Origin of the sequence: Pseudomonas sp. BF-RE-21, from assembly GCF_019947305.1 — a bacterium.
GTDB classification, from domain to species: Bacteria; Pseudomonadota; Gammaproteobacteria; order Pseudomonadales; family Pseudomonadaceae; genus Aquipseudomonas; species Aquipseudomonas migulae.
Genome location: NZ_JAGYGF010000002.1, coordinates 230,742 through 247,568, shown reverse-complemented (window position 1 = coordinate 247,568; position 16,827 = coordinate 230,742). Strand labels below are relative to the sequence as shown.

The 16,827-nt window shown below is 59.5% G+C and carries 16 protein-coding genes; 9 read left to right on the top strand and 7 right to left on the bottom strand.

What is annotated here, in order from left to right; genetic code table 11:
- Positions 1–41: 41 nt before the first annotated feature.
- Both dprA and KGB25_RS02710 read right to left on the bottom strand, forming a co-directional pair.
- The gene (gene dprA / locus KGB25_RS02715) at positions 42–1,142 is read right to left on the bottom strand and encodes a DNA-processing protein DprA (protein ID WP_223434180.1); all 1,101 of its coding nucleotides are present in this window, start codon (positions 1,140–1,142) and stop codon (positions 42–44) included.
- Between the two features lie 80 nt (positions 1,143–1,222).
- Positions 1,223–2,248, bottom strand: coding sequence for a LysM peptidoglycan-binding domain-containing protein (locus KGB25_RS02710; RefSeq protein WP_192417806.1), 1,026 nt, complete (start codon positions 2,246–2,248; stop codon positions 1,223–1,225).
- A 171-nt stretch (positions 2,249–2,419) separates the two neighbouring features.
- On the opposite strand from KGB25_RS02710, the gene def reads away from it, so the two are divergent.
- From def to KGB25_RS02685, 5 genes are all read left to right on the top strand, one after another.
- Positions 2,420–2,926: a peptide deformylase gene (gene def, locus KGB25_RS02705; protein WP_008027583.1), complete on the top strand. Its 507-nt coding sequence runs from the start codon at positions 2,420–2,422 to the stop codon at positions 2,924–2,926.
- A 71-nt stretch (positions 2,927–2,997) separates the two neighbouring features.
- On the top strand, positions 2,998–3,957 hold the full coding sequence (fmt, locus tag KGB25_RS02700; protein WP_223434179.1) for a methionyl-tRNA formyltransferase: 960 nt from the start codon (positions 2,998–3,000) through the stop codon (positions 3,955–3,957).
- Complete coding sequence (gene rsmB / locus KGB25_RS02695) at positions 3,954–5,264, top strand: 16S rRNA (cytosine(967)-C(5))-methyltransferase RsmB (RefSeq protein ID WP_008041465.1); 1,311 nt, start codon at positions 3,954–3,956, stop codon at positions 5,262–5,264. Before fmt ends, rsmB begins: the two co-directional genes overlap by 4 nt.
- 22 nt (positions 5,265–5,286) lie before the next feature.
- Positions 5,287–6,660, top strand: coding sequence for a Trk system potassium transporter TrkA (trkA, locus tag KGB25_RS02690; RefSeq protein WP_008027578.1), 1,374 nt, complete (start codon positions 5,287–5,289; stop codon positions 6,658–6,660).
- A gap of 116 nt (positions 6,661–6,776) precedes the next feature.
- On the top strand, positions 6,777–7,091 hold the full coding sequence (locus KGB25_RS02685; protein ID WP_008027576.1) for a tetratricopeptide repeat protein: 315 nt from the start codon (positions 6,777–6,779) through the stop codon (positions 7,089–7,091).
- On the opposite strand, the gene KGB25_RS02680 is transcribed toward KGB25_RS02685, so the two are convergent.
- The 3 genes from KGB25_RS02680 to tag form a co-directional block, all read right to left on the bottom strand.
- Entirely contained in the window at positions 7,092–7,331 is a 240-nt protein-coding gene (locus tag KGB25_RS02680; protein ID WP_008027574.1) for a PilZ domain-containing protein, read from the bottom strand. It abuts the gene before it with no gap.
- Between the two features lie 161 nt (positions 7,332–7,492).
- Positions 7,493–8,380 (bottom strand): lysophospholipid acyltransferase, encoded by an 888-nt coding sequence (locus KGB25_RS02675; RefSeq protein WP_223434178.1) that lies wholly within the window; start codon positions 8,378–8,380, stop codon positions 7,493–7,495.
- 40 nt (positions 8,381–8,420) lie between these two features.
- Positions 8,421–8,978: a DNA-3-methyladenine glycosylase I gene (gene tag / locus KGB25_RS02670; protein ID WP_223434177.1), complete on the bottom strand. Its 558-nt coding sequence runs from the start codon at positions 8,976–8,978 to the stop codon at positions 8,421–8,423.
- An 81-nt stretch (positions 8,979–9,059) separates the two neighbouring features.
- Here tag and glyQ point away from each other — a divergent pair, with 81 nt between their 5' ends.
- The 4 genes from glyQ to KGB25_RS02650 all read left to right on the top strand — a co-directional run bounded on the left by glyQ (position 9,060) and on the right by KGB25_RS02650 (position 13,466).
- A complete protein-coding gene (gene glyQ / locus KGB25_RS02665) occupies positions 9,060–10,013 on the top strand; it encodes a glycine--tRNA ligase subunit alpha (RefSeq protein ID WP_003213601.1) in 954 nt (317 codons plus the stop codon).
- The gene (gene glyS / locus KGB25_RS02660) at positions 10,010–12,064 is read left to right on the top strand and encodes a glycine--tRNA ligase subunit beta (RefSeq protein WP_008041461.1); all 2,055 of its coding nucleotides are present in this window, start codon (positions 10,010–10,012) and stop codon (positions 12,062–12,064) included. Before glyQ ends, glyS begins: the two co-directional genes overlap by 4 nt.
- A 6-nt stretch (positions 12,065–12,070) precedes the next feature.
- Positions 12,071–12,604 carry a D-glycero-beta-D-manno-heptose 1,7-bisphosphate 7-phosphatase gene (gene gmhB, locus KGB25_RS02655; protein ID WP_008027564.1) on the top strand — a complete coding sequence of 178 codons (534 nt, stop codon included), beginning with the start codon at positions 12,071–12,073 and terminating at the stop codon, positions 12,602–12,604.
- 82 nt (positions 12,605–12,686) lie between these two features.
- A complete protein-coding gene (locus tag KGB25_RS02650; protein ID WP_008027562.1) occupies positions 12,687–13,466 on the top strand; it encodes a lysophospholipid acyltransferase family protein in 780 nt (259 codons plus the stop codon).
- Between the two features lie 185 nt (positions 13,467–13,651).
- On the opposite strand, the gene KGB25_RS02645 is transcribed toward KGB25_RS02650, so the two are convergent.
- Together KGB25_RS02645 and gyrB are read right to left on the bottom strand one after the other, a co-directional pair.
- A complete protein-coding gene (locus KGB25_RS02645) occupies positions 13,652–14,170 on the bottom strand; it encodes an Hcp family type VI secretion system effector (protein ID WP_032832632.1) in 519 nt (172 codons plus the stop codon).
- A 236-nt stretch (positions 14,171–14,406) separates the two neighbouring features.
- A complete protein-coding gene (gyrB, locus tag KGB25_RS02640) occupies positions 14,407–16,824 on the bottom strand; it encodes a DNA topoisomerase (ATP-hydrolyzing) subunit B (protein ID WP_008027559.1) in 2,418 nt (805 codons plus the stop codon).
- Positions 16,825–16,827: the final 3 nt, after the last annotated feature.

Here is a 16,827-nt window from a genome sequence, read left to right as displayed (position 1 = left end):
GAATAAGGCTCTGCGCAGTTTACCGATGTTCCTTATAAAACCTAGCTCACCCGCGCAAACCAGCGCCCGCTTTCGCAGACCGCCCGGCCGTCCATTTCCAGTTCCGTCAGCGCCGCCAGCACTTTGGGCAGCGCCCAGCCGCTGGAGACGGACAACGCTTCACTGGTGTGCGGCGCCGCGTGCAGCAGCATCAACAGAGGATGAGCCACCGACGGAGCCTGCATGGCTAACGGCAACTGCTGCCAGCCGCGCAACGCTTCGAGGATATGTTCGATGGTTTCCACCAGCATCGCGCCGTCGCGAATCAGCTGATGACACCCCTTGGCGCCGGGATGATGGATCGATCCCGGAATCGCATACACCTCACGACCTTGTTCCGCCGCCAGCCTCGCGGTGATCAAGGAACCGCTGGCGACACTGGCCTCGACCACCAGCACGCCGAGGGACAAACCACTGATGATTCGATTGCGTCGCGGGAAGTTGCTGGCCGTAGGCCCGGCGTCCAGCGGGAACTCGGAAAGCACCGCGCTGCCCGACGCAATCATGGCATCGGCAAGCCTGCGGTTGCGCTGTGGATAAAACTTTTCAAGTCCCGTGCCAAGTACGCCGACCGTTTGCCCGCCCACGTCCAGAGCGGCTTGATGCGCGGCGGCATCGATCCCCAGCGCCAGACCGCTGGTGATGACAAAACCGGCGCCAGCCAGACTGCGCGAAAACGCGGCGGCCGTGTCCATCCCCGGACGGGAAGCGCGACGACTGCCGACCATCGCCAATTGCGGTTTTTCCAGTATGCCCGGATCGCCCGCGACGAATAGCAGTGGCGGCGCGTCGCTGATTTCCGCCAGCAATGCCGGGTAGTCAGGCTGGTCCCACATCAGTAAATGCTGGCCGGGACGGTCTAGCCAGGCCAATGCGTGGTTGGCGCCGTCCCGGACATCATCGGCCCGGCGAGCCTCGGCGCAAGCAAACGGCAAGCCCAGCGAACGCCAGGCACTGGCCGGCGCGCTGATGGCTTTGGACGCCGAGCCGAAGGCTTCGAGCAGCTTCCTGAAACGCGCAGGACCGAGCTCCGGCAAACGATGCAGACGTAAACGGGCTTCCAGTTCCGCAGGGGAAACCGGTGTAACAGCAGACAGCGACATGGATCATCCTTGATCGTTATGAGCCCCGTTCAAACGGGAATAAGCTGTGGATAACTCTGTTGGTAACTTGTGGAGCCTGCTTACGGATTTCGCACCTTGTCCATCACTGCCAAGGAGCGCGATGCGGTGAGCACCAATCCGTAACTGAGTTTGTCGTAGGTGCGGAACACCATCAGCAAACCGGCGCGTTCATCGGGAATTTTCAGAGGCTGGCCGGAGACCCGATCGCGCACGGTTTCGCCGGTTTTCATCACCACCAGCACGTTGCCTTCGGCGAGGCCGTCGCGTTGGCCCCGGTTCAGCGTCACGACATCCATCGCGCCGATCTGGGTAACCCCGCGCGGTACGTCGATGATCAGGCCGTTGATCGGTTTTTTTGGCGCACTGGGCATGAAGGTCGAGTTGATCGATCGTTCCTCGCCGCTGAACAAGCGATCGCCGAGGCGCACTTCCTGAGTGGTGCGTTGCAGTGCAAGCGTCGCGACATCACCTTCGGTAGCGACAATTTCACCGCCGCCGATGTCGTCGGCATTAATCCCCAGGAACTCCTTGCTCTCGGGGTCGGTATAAACCTTGCCTTGGCGGAAGATGCCGTAGACCGGCTGGTTCGGATCGAAATGGCCGCGGGCGAAAATCCGGTCGCCGGTGCCGCTGAGCACCCGTTCGGCATCGCCGGCGACGATGTAAGGCGCCTTGTCGAAATCCTCGACCTTGTCGACGATGCGGTTGCTCAGCAGAAAACTGTTGATCGACTGCAACGGAATGCTCGGGATGGCGTCGGCCACCGGCGAACTGTGCACCCGTGGCGAGAGCTTGATGGTGCCCCGGGAAGCCCCGCGATTGAGGGTCAGACGCGGCTGACCGTCAACGTAGACCAGCGACAGCAAATCGCCGGGGTAGATCAGATTGGGGTTCTGGATCTGCGGATTGGCCTGCCAGAGCTCGGGCCACTTCCACGGTTCCCGGAGGAATTTCCCGGAGATGTCCCAAAGTGTGTCACCCGCCGCCACTGTGTATTGCTGTGGAAAACCTTCCTTGAGTTGCACTTGCCCATGCGCCAAACCGGCCGAGGCCAGAAGGAGCAAGGCGAGTAGTGATTTCCTCATGCGGTGAATCCCTTTATTATGTGCGTTCGCGTGAAACGCCAGAGCCCTCGTGGCTCGCTCCCGACTCTTTGCCAAAAAGAAAAGGAGCTACGCTTCACAACGGTAGCCTGCATCTTCGGACCTGCCAGGCCATCGACCCGACTTTACCTCACACGTGCAGCAATCAAGCTTATGGCCATTTTAGACATCCTCGAATTCCCCGACTCGCGCCTGCGCACTATCGCCAAACCTGTGGCCGTAGTGGACGACGAAGTGCGTCAGTTGGTCGATGATATGTTTGAAACAATGTATGAAGCGCCAGGCATCGGCCTCGCCGCGACCCAGGTCAACGTGCACAAACGTATCGTCGTGATGGACCTCTCCGAAGACCGCACCGAACCGCGGGTGTTCATCAACCCCGAGTTCGAGCCCCTGACCGACGAGATGGAGCAATACCAGGAAGGCTGCCTCTCGGTGCCGGGCTTCTACGAAAACGTCGATCGCCCGCAGAAGGTCAAGGTCAAGGCCCTGGACCGCGACGGCCAGCCTTACGAACTGATCGCCGAAGGCCTGCTCGCCGTGTGCATCCAGCATGAATGCGACCACCTCAACGGCAAATTGTTCGTCGACTACCTGTCGAATCTCAAACGTGACCGAATCAAGAAGAAACTGGAAAAGCTCCATCGCCAGAACGCTTGATGCCCTCCTTTCAAAGGCTTGCTGCGGCAAGCCTTTTTCTTTTGCGACTGCTTTGTAAATGAGAGCTTCCCATGACTGAGCCACTGCGCATCGTCTTTGCCGGCACCCCGGAATTCGCCGCCGAACACCTCAAGGCCCTGCTCGACAGCCCTTACGAGATCGTCGCGGTCTACACCCAACCGGACCGTCCGGCGGGTCGCGGGCAAAAGCTGATGCCGAGCCCGGTCAAGCAGTTGGCCCTGGAAAACAATATCCCGGTGCTGCAACCGCCAACCCTGCGCAACGAAGACGCTCAAGCCGAACTGGCCGCGCTGAAGCCGGATTTGCTGGTAGTGGTCGCCTACGGCCTGATCCTGCCGCAAGTGGTACTGGATATTCCGCGCCTGGGTTGCATCAACAGCCACGCGTCGTTGCTGCCACGCTGGCGCGGTGCGGCGCCGATCCAGCGCGCCGTCGAAGCCGGCGACAGCGAAAGCGGCGTGACCGTGATGCGCATGGAACTGGGCCTCGACACCGGGCCGATGCTGCTCAAGGTCACCACGCCGATCAGCGCTGAAGACACTGGCGGCAGCCTTCACGACCGCCTGGCGGAACTCGGCCCGCCGGCGGTGATTCAAGCCATTGCCGGCCTCGCCGCCGGCACGCTGGAAGGCGAAGTGCAGGACGACAGCCTCGCCACCTACGCACACAAATTGAACAAGGACGAAGCGCGCATCGACTGGAGCCGCCCGGCCATTGAGCTGGAACGTCTGGTCCGCGCCTTCAATCCATGGCCGATCACCCACAGCACGTTGAATGGCGAAGCGCTGAAAGTGCTGGCCGCGAGCCTCGCCGAAGGCAAGGGCGCACCAGGTGAAATCCTCAGCGCCAGCAAGGACGGCCTGATCGTCGCTTGCGGTGAGCAAGCGCTGTGCCTGACCCGCCTGCAATTGCCCGGCGGCAAGGCGCTGAACTTCAGCGATTTGTTCAACAGCCGTCGTGAGAAATTCGCCGTCGGCACCGTGCTCGGTCAAACGGCGGACGCTCAATGAATCCACGTCTGGCCGCCGCCAAGGCACTTGCTGCAGTTCTCAACGGAAAAGCCTCACTCAACAGTTCGCTGCCGACACAAATGGACAAGGTCGAAGACCGCGATCGCGGCTTCACCCAGGACCTGGCGTTCGGCACCGCGCGCTGGCAGCCGCGTTTGTCGGCGCTCGCGGCCAAGTTGCTGCAGAAGCCGTTCAAGGCTGCCGACGCCGATGTCGAGGCGTTGCTGCTGGTCGGTCTCTATCAACTGCTTTACACCCGCGTCCCGGCTCACGCCGCCATCGGCGAAACCGTCGGTTGCGCCGACAAGCTGAAGAAGCCGTGGGCCAAAGCCTTGCTCAACGCCGTACTGCGCCGCGCCCAACGTGAAAGCGAAGCGCTGCTGGCCGAGCTGGAACACGACCCGGTGGTGCGCACCGCCCACCCACGCTGGCTGCAAAAATCCCTGAAAGCGTTTTGGCCTGAGCAGTGGGAAGCCATTTGCGCGGCAAACAACGCGCATCCGCCGATGATTTTGCGGGTCAACCGTCGCCATCACACTCGCGATGCGTACTTGGGTCTGCTGACCGAAGCGGGCATCGCCGCCACGGCGTGCGTTTACAGCCGGGACGGCATCATTCTCGACGCCGCCGCCGACGTACGCAGCCTGCCGGGCTTCGCCGAAGGCTGGATCAGCGTGCAGGACGAAGCGGCGCAACTGGCCGCCGACCTGCTCGACCTGGCGCCGGGCCAGCGAGTACTCGACGCCTGCTGCGCACCGGGCGGCAAGACCTGCCACATCCTCGAAGCCGAACCCGCACTCGCGGGCGTCGTCGCCGTGGATCTGGAAGCCAAGCGTCTGGTGCGTGTGCGAGAAAACCTCGCACGCCTGGGCCTGAGCGCCGAACTGATCGCCGCCGACGGCCGCGACACGGCCACCTGGTGGGATGGCAAACCGTTCCAACGCATCCTGCTCGATGCGCCATGCTCGGCCACCGGCGTGATCCGCCGTCACCCGGACATCAAGCTGACTCGCCAACCGGATGACATCGCCGCGCTGGCAGTGCTGCAAGGCGAGTTGCTGGATGCCATGTGGATAACTCTGGAGGTCGGCGGGATTCTGCTTTACGCCACCTGTTCCACGTTGCCGACCGAGAACACCGAAGTCATCGAAGCCTTCCTCGCCCGCACGCCGGGCGCCCGTGAGCTGGACCTCGCCACCACGGCCGGCATCAAGCAGCCCCACGGTCGCCAGCTGCTGGCACAGGAAGGCGGCCACGACGGGTTCTATTACGCCAAGCTGATCAAGATCGCCGCCGCGCGCGGTTAACCGGTTTTAAGGGAGTGACTGGATGAAAATCATCATCCTCGGCGCAGGGCAGGTCGGCGGTTCGCTGGCGGAACACTTGGCCAGCGAGGCCAACGACATCACTGTGGTCGACACCGATGGCGAACGCCTGCGCGACCTCGGCGACCGGCTGGACATCCGCACCGTGCAAGGCCGCGGCTCGCTGCCGACGGTGCTGCGCCAGGCCGGCGCGGACGATGCCGACATGCTGGTGGCGGTGACCAACAGTGACGAAACCAACATGGTCGCCTGCCAGGTCGCCCACACCCTGTTCCACACCCCGACGAAAATCGCCCGGGTACGCGAAGCGGCGTACCTCACGCGCTCCGAGCTGTTCGATAACGAAGCGATTCCGGTGGATGTGCTGATCAGCCCGGAACAAGTGGTCACCAACTACATCAAGCGCCTGATCCAGCATCCGGGTGCGTTGCAGGTGATCGATTTCGCCGAAGGCAAAGCGCAGCTAGTCGCGGTGAAGGCGTACTACGGCGGACCGCTGGTGGGTCAGCAACTGCGTCAGTTGCGTGAACACATGCCGAATGTCGAAACTCGCGTAGCCGCGATTTTCCGCCGTGACCGGCCGATCCTGCCTCAGGGCGATACGGTGATCGAAGCGGACGACGAAGTATTTTTCATCGCCGCCAAGGCGAATATTCGCGCAGTGATGAGCGAAATGCGCCGCCTCGATGAGAGCTACAAGCGCATCGTCATCGCCGGGGGCGGGCAGATCGGTGAGCGTCTGGCCGAGGCCATCGAAAGTCGTTATCAGGTGAAGATCATCGAGATGAACCCGGCCCGCTGCCGCCATCTCTCGGACACCCTCGACAGCACCGTGGTCCTGCAAGGCAGTGCCTCCGACCGCGATTTGCTGATGGAAGAGAACATCGCCGACGCCGACATCTTCCTGGCGCTGACGAACGACGACGAAGCCAACATCATGTCGTCGCTGCTGGCCAAGCGCCTGGGCGCGAAGAAGGTGATGACGATCATCAACAACCCGGCTTACGTCGACTTGATCCAGGGTGGCGACATCGACATCGCCATCAGCCCGCAACTGGCGACCATCGGCACCTTGCTGGCCCACGTGCGGCGCGGTGACATCGTCAGCGTGCATTCATTGCGCCGTGGTGCGGCGGAGGCCATCGAGGCCATTGCCCATGGTGATGCGAAGTCGAGCAAAGTGATTGGCAAGGCCATCGAGAACATCGGTTTGCCGCCGGGCACCACGATTGGCGCGATCATTCGTGATGAAGAGGTGATCATTGCCCACGATGACACGGTGATCGCGGCGGGCGACCATGTGATTCTGTTCCTTGTGGATAAGAAGCATATTCGGGATGTGGAGAAGTTGTTCCATGTCGGCCTGAGTTTTTTCTGATCCGAAGGCCTCTTCGCGGGCAAGCCTCGCTCCTACAGGTTTTGCGCGATTCCCTGTAGGAGCGAGGCTTGCCCGCGAAGGCGATTCCGAAGCTCCCCCAAAAACCGAGGTGCACCATGATCGAATCCCTGGAAAAAATGCTCGCCAAGGGTGTGGATAACTCATTGCTGCGCTTCGGCCTCGGCAAGGGTTATCTTGATCTTGGGGAAAACGCCAAGGCCGCCGAGCATTTCCAGCGTTGCGTCGAATTCGACCCTAAGTATTCAGCGGCGTGGAAGCTGTTGGGCAAGGCTCATCTGGCGCTGGCGGACTATCCGGCCGCGCGTCAGGCGTGGGAGCAGGGTCTGGAAGCTGCTCGTGCTCACGGCGACAAGCAGGCGGAGAAGGAGATGACGGTGTTCCTGAAGAAACTTGAGCGCCAGGCGCACTGATCAGAGGTAGCGCAGGCCGATGCCGTCAGCGTCTACCAGCACCACTTCCATGCGAACCCGCGGCGCGCCTGTGGGTAAATCCTGTACCTGACCATAGACCACCGCCCCCTTGGGCAACGCCGACAAGCCCGGATGCTTGACGTAGACGCCCGTGGTCGAGAGATTTCGGGTCTGGCCGAGGCATTCGCCGAAGCTTTCGTGACTGATCTTGATGCGAAACGATTTGCGGTGTTCGGACATCTTCTGCGCCCTTTTTATGAACAGTTGTGGATAACTTGTAGGAGCGAAGCTTGCTCGCGAAGAGGCCATTACATTCAACATTGAGGTTGGATGTGATATTGCCTTCGCGGGCAAGCCTCGCTCCTACAGGTTCAAGTTATCCACAGATCATGCCAATCAACTCAATACCAGCGCTCTTCACCCGGCGGCCGCTTCTTGAAGCGTTTCATGCTCCACATGTACTGGCTCGGGTAAGCACGCACATAGCGCTCGACCACTTGGCTCATCGCCGCGCAGGACGTCTCGGTATCAGTGCTGTACATGGCCTCTGGCGCCGCTTCGAGGATCACTTTGTAGCCCGAACCGTCCGGTAACCGCAGCGCGTGAAGGAACACGCCGACCGCTTTGCCGCCTGCCAACATGTTCGGCACAAACTTGCTGGTGAGTGCCTGAGTAGCGAAGAACGGCACGAAGATCCCGGCGGATTCGGCCGGTTCCGGGTCAGCGGGAATGCCCACTGCACCACCTTTGCGCACTTCCTTGATGACGCTGAGGATGCCTTCCTTGGTGGAGGCGGCGACCCTGTTACCCAGTTGCACCCGCTGCTTGCGCAACAATTCATCCACAGCCTTGAGCTTTGGCGGGCGATAGAAAATGATCGGTTTGCACTGGCTGCAATAGAAGTGGTTCAACACTTCCCAGTTGCCGAGGTGGCTGGTGATGCCGACCACACCTTTGCCGGAGGCGAGGGCGTCTTTCAGGACGTCGAGCCCTTCAACTTCGCGCACCAGATCGATGGAACGCTGTGCCGGCCAGATCCACGCGCAGGCACTTTCGGTCAGCGATTTGCCGATGTCTTTCAGGCTCTGGCCGACCAGGCGCTCGCGCTCGGCAGGGTCCATCTCCGGAAAACACTTGGCCAGATTGATCCGCACCACATCACGGGAACGGTTAGGGGTTTTCCACATTACCCAGCCAATGGCCGAGCCAACCACCTGCACTGCTCGCCAGGGAAGCAGGGCAAACAGCCGCAGAGCGCCTACCAGCAAGGCGCCTTTCAACTTATCCACAGGTCACTCCTGATCTTGTGCTGTGCGCGAGGCGGCTATTCTAACCGCCGATCGACAAGGTCGCGTAGCGATCGCAATCCTGGGTGTGGTCCATGACCATCCCCGAGGCCTGCATCAACGCATAGCAAATGGTCGGGCCGACGAAGGTGAAGCCGGCTTTTTTCAGGCCTTTGCTCATTTCCACGGCGACTGGCGTGACCGCCGGGACTTCGGTGCGATCCTTGAAATGATTGATCACAGGCGTACCGCCAACGAAAGACCAGAGAAACTCGACCGGGTCTTCAAGCGCCAGCCAGGCCTGGGCATTGCGCCGGGCGGCGTTGAGTTTGAGGCGATTGCGGATGATCCCGGGATCGAGCATCAACTCATCGATTTCGGCGTCGCTCATTTGCGCCACGCGCTGTACATCGAAGCCGAACAGCACCTCGCGATATCGCTCGCGTTTACGCAACACGGTGATCCAGGAAAGGCCGGCCTGGAACCCTTCGAGCAAAAGCAACTCGAACAAACCCTGCGCATCGCGTAGCGGCGTGCCCCACTCCTGGTCGTGATAAGCCATGTACAGCGGATCTTCGGAACACCAAAAGCAGCGTGGCATAAGGCTCCAGGGGGCGTGCGCAGCAATGAATCGGGTATACTCCCGCTCTTTAAATCGCAGCCCAAGAAACAGGTGAATTTCGTGAGCCAGCCTACGCCAGCCGTGCGTACCTTCCAAGACTTGATCCTCGCCCTCCAGCAATACTGGGCCGAGCAAGGTTGCGTGGTACTTCAGCCCTACGATATGGAAGTAGGCGCCGGGACTTTCCACACAGCCACGTTTCTGCGCGCCATCGGCCCGGAAACCTGGAACGCCGCTTATGTGCAGCCCAGTCGTCGCCCGACTGACGGCCGCTACGGCGAAAACCCGAACCGTCTGCAGCACTACTATCAGTTCCAGGTGGTTCTGAAGCCGAACCCGGACAACTTCCAGGAACTGTACCTGGGCTCCCTCAAGCATGTCGGCCTGGACCCGCTGGTCCACGACATTCGCTTCGTCGAAGACAACTGGGAATCGCCGACCCTGGGCGCCTGGGGTCTGGGCTGGGAAGTCTGGCTGAACGGCATGGAAGTGACGCAGTTCACTTACTTCCAGCAGGCGGGCGGCATCGAGTGCTATCCGGTGACCGGTGAGATCACTTACGGCCTCGAGCGTCTGGCCATGTACCTGCAAGGCGTGGACTCGGTCTACGACCTGGTCTGGGCTGACGGTCCGTTCGGCAAAGTGACCTACGGCGACGTGTTCCACCAGAACGAAGTGGAGCAATCGACCTACAACTTCGAACACGCCAACGTCGAGAAGCTGTTCGAACTGTTCGACTTCTACGAAAGCGAAGCCAAGCGCCTGATCGAACTTGACCAGCCGCTGCCGTTGCCGAGCTACGAAATGGTGTTGAAGGCGTCCCACACCTTCAACCTGCTGGATGCGCGCCGGGCGATCTCGGTGACTGCGCGTCAGCAATACATCCTGCGTGTGCGCACCCTGGCGCGTTCCGTTGCGCAAGCCTACCTGCTGGCTCGCGCCAAGCTGGGCTTCCCGATGGCGACCCCGGACCTGCGTGACGAAGTACTGGCCAAGCTGGAGGCTGCACAATGAGTGCTCAAGATTTCCTGGTTGAACTGGGCACCGAAGAACTGCCACCCAAGGCCCTGAACACCTTGGCCGAAGCGTTCCTGGCCGGTATCGACAAAGGCCTGCAAGCCGCTGGCCTGAACTACGAGACCAAAACCGTCTACGCCGCGCCGCGTCGTCTGGCTGTGCTGATCACCGCGCTGGCTACCCAGCAACCGGATCGCAGCATCAACCTCGACGGCCCGCCACGTCAGGCGGCGTTCGATGCCGAAGGCAACCCGACTCAAGCGGCACTGGGTTTCGCCAAGAAGTGCGGCGTAGAGCTGAGCGAAATCGATCAGAGCGGTCCGAAACTGCGTTACAGCCAGAGCATCGCCGGCAAGCCGACCGCGAGCCTGCTGCCGACCATCGTCGAAGATTCCCTGAATGACCTGCCGATCCCGAAGCGCATGCGCTGGGGTGCGCGCAAGGAAGAATTCGTTCGTCCGACCCAATGGCTGGTCATGCTGCTCGGTGACCAGGTCATCGATTGCACGATCCTCGCCCAGAAAGCCGGCCGCGATTCCCGTGGTCACCGCTTCCATCACCCGGAAAGCGTACGCATTACCTCGCCGGCCAACTACCTGACCGACTTGCGTGCCGCTTACGTTCTGGCCGATGCCAACGAGCGTCGCGCAATTATCAGCAAGCGCACCGAAGAACTTGCGACGATGCAGGAAGGCACGGCGATCGTTCCGCCAGCCCTGCTCGACGAAGTGACCGCGCTGGTTGAATGGCCGGTGCCGCTGGTGTGCTCGTTCGAAGAGCGTTTCCTCGACGTGCCGCAAGAAGCGCTGATCACCACCATGCAGGACAACCAGAAGTATTTCTGCCTGCTGGATGCCGACGGCAAGTTGCTGCCTCGTTTCATTACCGTGGCCAACATCGAAAGCAAAGACCCGCAGCAAATCATCGCCGGTAACGAGAAAGTGGTTCGCCCACGCCTGACCGACGCCGAGTTCTTCTTCAAGCAAGACAAGAAGCAGAAACTCGAAGACTTCAACCTGCGCCTGCAAAACGTGGTGTTCCAGGAAAAACTCGGCAGCGTCTACGACAAGGCCGAGCGCGTATCCAAGCTTGCCGCGTTCATCGCGCAACGCATTGGCGGCAACGCGGCATGGGCTTCCCGTGCCGGCCTGCTGTCCAAGTGCGACCTGGCGACCGAGATGGTCGGTGAGTTCCCGGAGATGCAAGGCGTCGCCGGTTACTACTACGCCCTGAACGATGGCGAGCCGGAAGAAGTCGCGCTGGCGCTGAACGAGCAATACATGCCGCGCGGTGCCGGTGCTGAACTGCCGACCACCCTGACCGGTGCGGCTGTGGCCATCGCCGACAAACTCGACACGCTGGTCGGTATCTTCGGGATCGGCATGCTGCCAACCGGTAGCAAAGACCCGTATGCCCTGCGCCGTGCTGCACTGGGCGTATTGCGCATCCTGATCGACAAGAAGCTCGACCTCGACCTGAACGACGCCGTGGCCTTTGCCGTGAATGCGTTCGGCGCCAAGGTCAAGGCTGCTGGCCTGGCCGACTCGGTACTGGAATTCGTGTTCGACCGTCTGCGTGCCCGTTACGAAGATGAAGGCGTGGACGTGGCGACTTACCTGTCGGTTCGTGCCCTGAAGCCAGGTTCTGCGCTGGACTTCGATCAGCGCGTACAAGCGGTGGAAGCGTTCCGCAAATTGCCTGAAGCGGCGGCCCTCGCTGCAGTGAACAAGCGCGTTTCGAACTTGCTGAGCAAGGTCGAAGGTTCTGTTCCTACAGTCGTTGAAGCCAAGTACTTCGACAACGCCAACGAATTCTCCCTGTACTCGGCGATTCAGCAGGCGGACCAAGCGGTTCAACCGATGGCAGCTGCGCGTCAGTACAGTGAGTCGCTGGCACGTCTGGCAGCCTTGCGCGAGCCTGTGGATGCTTTCTTCGAAGCCGTCATGGTCAACGCTGAAGATGCCAAGGTCCGTGCCAACCGCTATGCGCTGCTGGCGCGTCTGCGTGGCTTGTTCCTCGGCGTCGCCGATATTTCGTTGCTGGGGTAAGACTGTTTGAAACTGCTGATTCTCGATCGGGACGGGGTGATCAATTACGACTCCGACGCTTACATCAAGTCGGTGGAGGAGTGGAAACCGCTCCCCGGTTCGATCGAAGCCATCGCGCAGTTGAGCAAAGCCGGCTGGACGGTAGCAGTCGCTACCAACCAGTCCGGCATCGCTCGCGGCTATTACGACGTCGCCACCCTGGACGCCATGCACGAGCGCTTGCGCTCGTTGGTGGCGGAGCAGGGCGGTGAAGTCGGGCTGATCGTCTATTGCCCGCACGGGCCGGACGAAGGCTGCGATTGCCGCAAGCCAAAACCCGGGATGCTGAAAACCATCGCCACGCATTACAACGTATCGCTGACTAATCTATGGTTCGTCGGCGACAGTCTTGGTGACCTGGAAGCCGCCAAAGCCGTCGATTCTCAGCCAGTTTTGGTAAAGACCGGGAAAGGCGAAAAGACTTTGGGCAAAACCCTACCGGTAGGCACTTTGATTTTTGACGATCTCGCGGCGATTGCCGCAGAACTTATCCACAATTAGAGCGTTTTCGAGATTCCTGACCAAGGATTGATCGGGAGTGCGCTTTATATAGACGGGCAGAGCCCGCACGGTAAACGTCGCCATGTCGATATTGCAGGCCATCAGAACCTTCCTCTTTTACCTGCTGCTGGGCACCAGTTCCTTGCTTTGGTGCAGCCTGAGCTTTTTTATCGCGCCTTTTCTGCCGTTCAAGGCGCGCTATCGTTTTATCAACGTGTACTGGTGCCGTTGCGCCTTGTGGCTGAGCAAAGTCTTTCTGGGCATCAGCTACGAAGTGAAAGGTGCCGAGAACGTGCCAGACCAGCCCTGCGTGATTCAGTCGAACCACCAGAGCACCTGGGAGACGTTCTTCCTCTCGGCCTATTTCGAGCCGTTGAGCCAGGTACTGAAGCGTTCATTGCTGTTTGTACCGTTCTTCGGTTGGGCCATGGCCATGCTGCGGCCGATCGCCATCGACCGCGACAACCCGAAGGCCGCGCTCAAACATGTAGCGAAGCAGGGCGATGAACTGCTGAAGGATGGCGTCTGGGTACTGATATTCCCTGAAGGAACGCGGGTCCCTTACGGCACCATCGGAAAATTCTCACGAGGTGGTACGGCGTTAGCCGTCAACGCCGAACTTCCGGTGCTGCCGATTGCGCACAATGCCGGCAAATTCTGGCCGAAAACCGGTTGGGCCAAGAAGCAGGGCGTCATCACTGTGATCATCGGCGAGCCGATGTACGCCGAAGGCAGTGGCCCCCGCGCGATTGCCAACCTCAATGACCGGGTTCAGGCCTGGAACGAGCAGATGCAACGGGAAATGGGCTCGCTCCCACCCGCTCCGCAAGCACCGGCTGCCAATGATCAGATGGCTGTCTGAGATTCTGTGGATAACCTGTGTACCGTTTTGCTGAAAAGTAACGTATTTAGTTTGTAGGCTTATGATTTATATACATATTTCTTAAGCTCATAAAATATGGAAAAAGGTGCATAAGTTTTTTTCGGACGTAAAAAAACCGGCTGATATAGCCGGTTTTTTTATGCCTGCGAATTGAGCAGCGAGGCTTAGCTGATAATCGGAGCACGCCAGTCATCAGAACCGGAAGTACCACAGGCTTCGTGAGTCCAGGTGATTTTTCGGTAGGTGAAATACACGTCTTCGAGATGCGTAAAGTGGGCCATATTGGGATCCTGGCAGCTTGGCATTCTTGTCTGCACATCGACGATCACTGCGTCTTCCAGCTCGATGCTGAAGTAATGTTCCTGTTTCCCCGCCGACGAAGTCCGATACCAAGCGATATGGCAGCTATTCAACACTTCTCCGCTCGTTAACGCGTTAAAAATCAACGGTGATGATTTATCAAATACCTTTGAGATCATCAGCGGCTTATGCACACGCTGGCCCGTTGGCTGACCCGATTGGGGATCTCTCGGAATGATAATTTGGTGACTGAATGCCTGGACCAGGATTTGGTCTTCGTGCCCCTCCTGATAGACGTTACCAACCGACTCCGGAGTAAATGTCCCGGCAGTAATCATCCCTTGCCGATTTCCATTTATAACTAAATACGCGGGTGTTGGCATAACTGCATTCCCTGTTCGATATCCCAAAAATGATAGCTCCCGTCAGTCATACACTTGACGAAGAGGCTGTAGGATAAAGAGCACTCGGGATAGCGTATGTAGGACTTATCTGTGAGGATCCGAGGCAAAACGCCTGCGTTCCATACGATTTGGCACCGCCGCTGAAGGGCGAAATAGCGTAATAAAAAAGGCCAGCGCAATGCGCTGGCCTTTTTATTGTTGGCAGAACCGCTGGATCAGAAGTCCAGGTTAGAAACCGCCAAGGCATTGCTTTCGATGAAGTCACGACGAGGTTCGACCGCATCACCCATCAGGGTGTTGAAGATCTGGTCCGCGCCAATGGCGTCTTCGATGGTCACTTTGAGCATCCGGCGCTGGCTTGGGTCCATGGTGGTTTCCCACAGCTGATCCGGGTTCATCTCACCCAGACCTTTGTATCGCTGGATGGTGTGACGCTTGGTGCTTTCAGCCATCAGCCATTCAAGGGCTTCCTTGAACTCGGTGACCGGCTTCTTGCGTTCGCCACGCTGGATGTACGCGCCGTCGTCCAGCAGGGTGCTCAGCTGAGCGCCCAGGGATACGACAGTCCTGTAATCGTTGCTGCCGAAGAAGTCGCGGTTGAACGTGACGTAGTTCGACAGGCCGTGGGAGATCAGCTCGACCTCTGGCAGCCAGACGTTACGCTCACGGTCTTCACGCAGGCTGGCCTTGTAGACCAGGCCGGACTTCTCGACGGTGCGCAGACGGACTTCATACTTGGCCAGCCAATCCTGCATCGCTGCGTGATCGGACAGTTGCTCCATGCTCACCGCTGGCAGGTAGATGAAGTGCTCGGTCAGTTCCTGAGGGTACAGGCGCGACAGACGCTTGAGGGTCTTCATCACCAGACGGAAGTCGTTCACCAGACGCTCAAGGGCTTCGCCGGAGATACCCGGGGCTTCCTCGTTCAGGTGCAGGCTCGCATCTTCCAGGGCCGACTGCGTCATGTACTCTTCCATGGCGTCGTCGTCTTTGATGTATTGCTCTTGCTTGCCTTTCTTGACCTTGTACAGCGGTGGCTGAGCGATGTAGATGTAGCCACGCTCGATCAGCTCTGGCAGCTGACGGAAGAAGAACGTCAGCAGCAGCGTACGGATGTGCGAACCGTCGACGTCAGCATCGGTCATGATGATGATGTTGTGGTAGCGCAGCTTGTCGATGTTGTATTCGTCGCGGCCGATGCCGCAGCCCAGTGCGGTGATCAAGGTGCCTACTTCTTGCGAAGAGATCATCTTGTCGAAGCGCGCCTTCTCGACGTTGAGGATCTTGCCCTTCAACGGCAGGATGGCCTGGGTTTTACGGTTACGCCCCTGCTTGGCGGAGCCGCCAGCAGAGTCACCTTCCACGAGGTACAGTTCGGAAAGGGCAGGGTCTTTTTCCTGGCAGTCAGCCAGTTTGCCCGGCAGGCCGGCGATGTCCAGCGCGCCTTTGCGGCGGGTCATCTCACGGGCCTTACGTGCTGCTTCACGCGCACGTGCCGCGTCGATCATCTTGCCGACGACCAGTTTGGCTTCGTTCGGGTTTTCCAGCAGGAAGTCGGAGAAGTACTTGCCCATTTCCTGTTCGACCGCGGTCTTCACTTCGGAAGAAACCAGCTTGTCTTTAGTCTGGGAGCTGAACTTCGGATCCGGCACCTTCACCGAGATGATCGCGGTCAAGCCTTCACGGGCGTCATCACCGGTGGTGGCGACCTTGTGCTTCTTGGCCAGGCCTTCAGCTTCGATGTAGGTGTTCAGGTTACGCGTCAGTGCGGAACGGAAACCCACCAGGTGAGTACCGCCATCACGCTGCGGGATGTTGTTGGTGAAGCACAACAGGTTCTCGTTGAAGCTGTCGTTCCACTGCAGGGCGATTTCCACGCCGATGCCGTCTTCACGCTGGATGTTGAAGTGGAACACCTGGTTGACCGCAGTCTTGTTGGTGTTCAGGTATTCAACGAACGCACGCAAGCCGCCTTCGTACTTGAACAGCTCTTCCTTGCCGCTGCGCTCATCCTTGAGGACGATGCCGACACCGGAGTTGAGGAAGGACAGTTCACGAATCCGCTTGGCCAGGATGTCCCAGCTGAAGTGGATGTTCTTGAAGGTTTCAGCCGATGGCTTGAAGTGAATCTGGGTGCCCGTGGTTTCGCTCTCACCAACGATTTTCATCGGCTCTTGCGGGACGCCATGGACGTAAGTCTGTTCCCAGATCTTGCCGCTGCGGCGAACGGTCAGGACCAGTTCCTTGGACAGTGCGTTCACTACCGAAACACCTACACCGTGCAGACCGCCGGATACTTTGTAGGAGTTGTCGTCGAACTTACCGCCGGCGTGCAGCACGGTCATGATGACCTCAGCTGCCGAGACGCCTTCTTCTTTGTGTACGTCTACCGGGATGCCACGACCGTTGTCGCGAACGGTGATGGATTCGTCCGGGTGGATGATGATGCTGATGTCGTCGCAATGGCCGGCCAAAGCTTCGTCGATCGAGTTATCGACCACCTCGAACACCATGTGGTGCAGACCGCTGCCATCGTCGGTGTCACCAATGTACATACCGGGACGTTTGCGTACGGCATCCAGGCCTTTCAGCACTTTAATGCTCGTTGAGTCGTACGTATTTTCTTCGCTCAATGC

What these genes read in the sequence shown, in the direction of transcription:
- dprA (WP_223434180.1), bottom strand. Translation starts at nt 1,142, where the DNA reads ATGTCGCTGTCTGCTGTTACACCGGTTTCCCCTGCGGAACTGGAAGCC.
- KGB25_RS02710 (WP_192417806.1), bottom strand. Translation starts at nt 2,248, where the DNA reads ATGAGGAAATCACTACTCGCCTTGCTCCTTCTGGCCTCGGCCGGTTTG.
- def (WP_008027583.1), top strand. Translation starts at nt 2,420, where the DNA reads ATGGCCATTTTAGACATCCTCGAATTCCCCGACTCGCGCCTGCGCACT.
- fmt (WP_223434179.1), top strand. Translation starts at nt 2,998, where the DNA reads ATGACTGAGCCACTGCGCATCGTCTTTGCCGGCACCCCGGAATTCGCC.
- rsmB (WP_008041465.1), top strand. Translation starts at nt 3,954, where the DNA reads ATGAATCCACGTCTGGCCGCCGCCAAGGCACTTGCTGCAGTTCTCAAC.
- trkA (WP_008027578.1), top strand. Translation starts at nt 5,287, where the DNA reads ATGAAAATCATCATCCTCGGCGCAGGGCAGGTCGGCGGTTCGCTGGCG.
- KGB25_RS02685 (WP_008027576.1), top strand. Translation starts at nt 6,777, where the DNA reads ATGATCGAATCCCTGGAAAAAATGCTCGCCAAGGGTGTGGATAACTCA.
- KGB25_RS02680 (WP_008027574.1), bottom strand. Translation starts at nt 7,331, where the DNA reads ATGTCCGAACACCGCAAATCGTTTCGCATCAAGATCAGTCACGAAAGC.
- tag (WP_223434177.1), bottom strand. Translation starts at nt 8,978, where the DNA reads ATGCCACGCTGCTTTTGGTGTTCCGAAGATCCGCTGTACATGGCTTAT.
- glyS (WP_008041461.1), top strand. Translation starts at nt 10,010, where the DNA reads ATGAGTGCTCAAGATTTCCTGGTTGAACTGGGCACCGAAGAACTGCCA.
- KGB25_RS02650 (WP_008027562.1), top strand. Translation starts at nt 12,687, where the DNA reads ATGTCGATATTGCAGGCCATCAGAACCTTCCTCTTTTACCTGCTGCTG.
- KGB25_RS02645 (WP_032832632.1), bottom strand. Translation starts at nt 14,170, where the DNA reads ATGCCAACACCCGCGTATTTAGTTATAAATGGAAATCGGCAAGGGATG.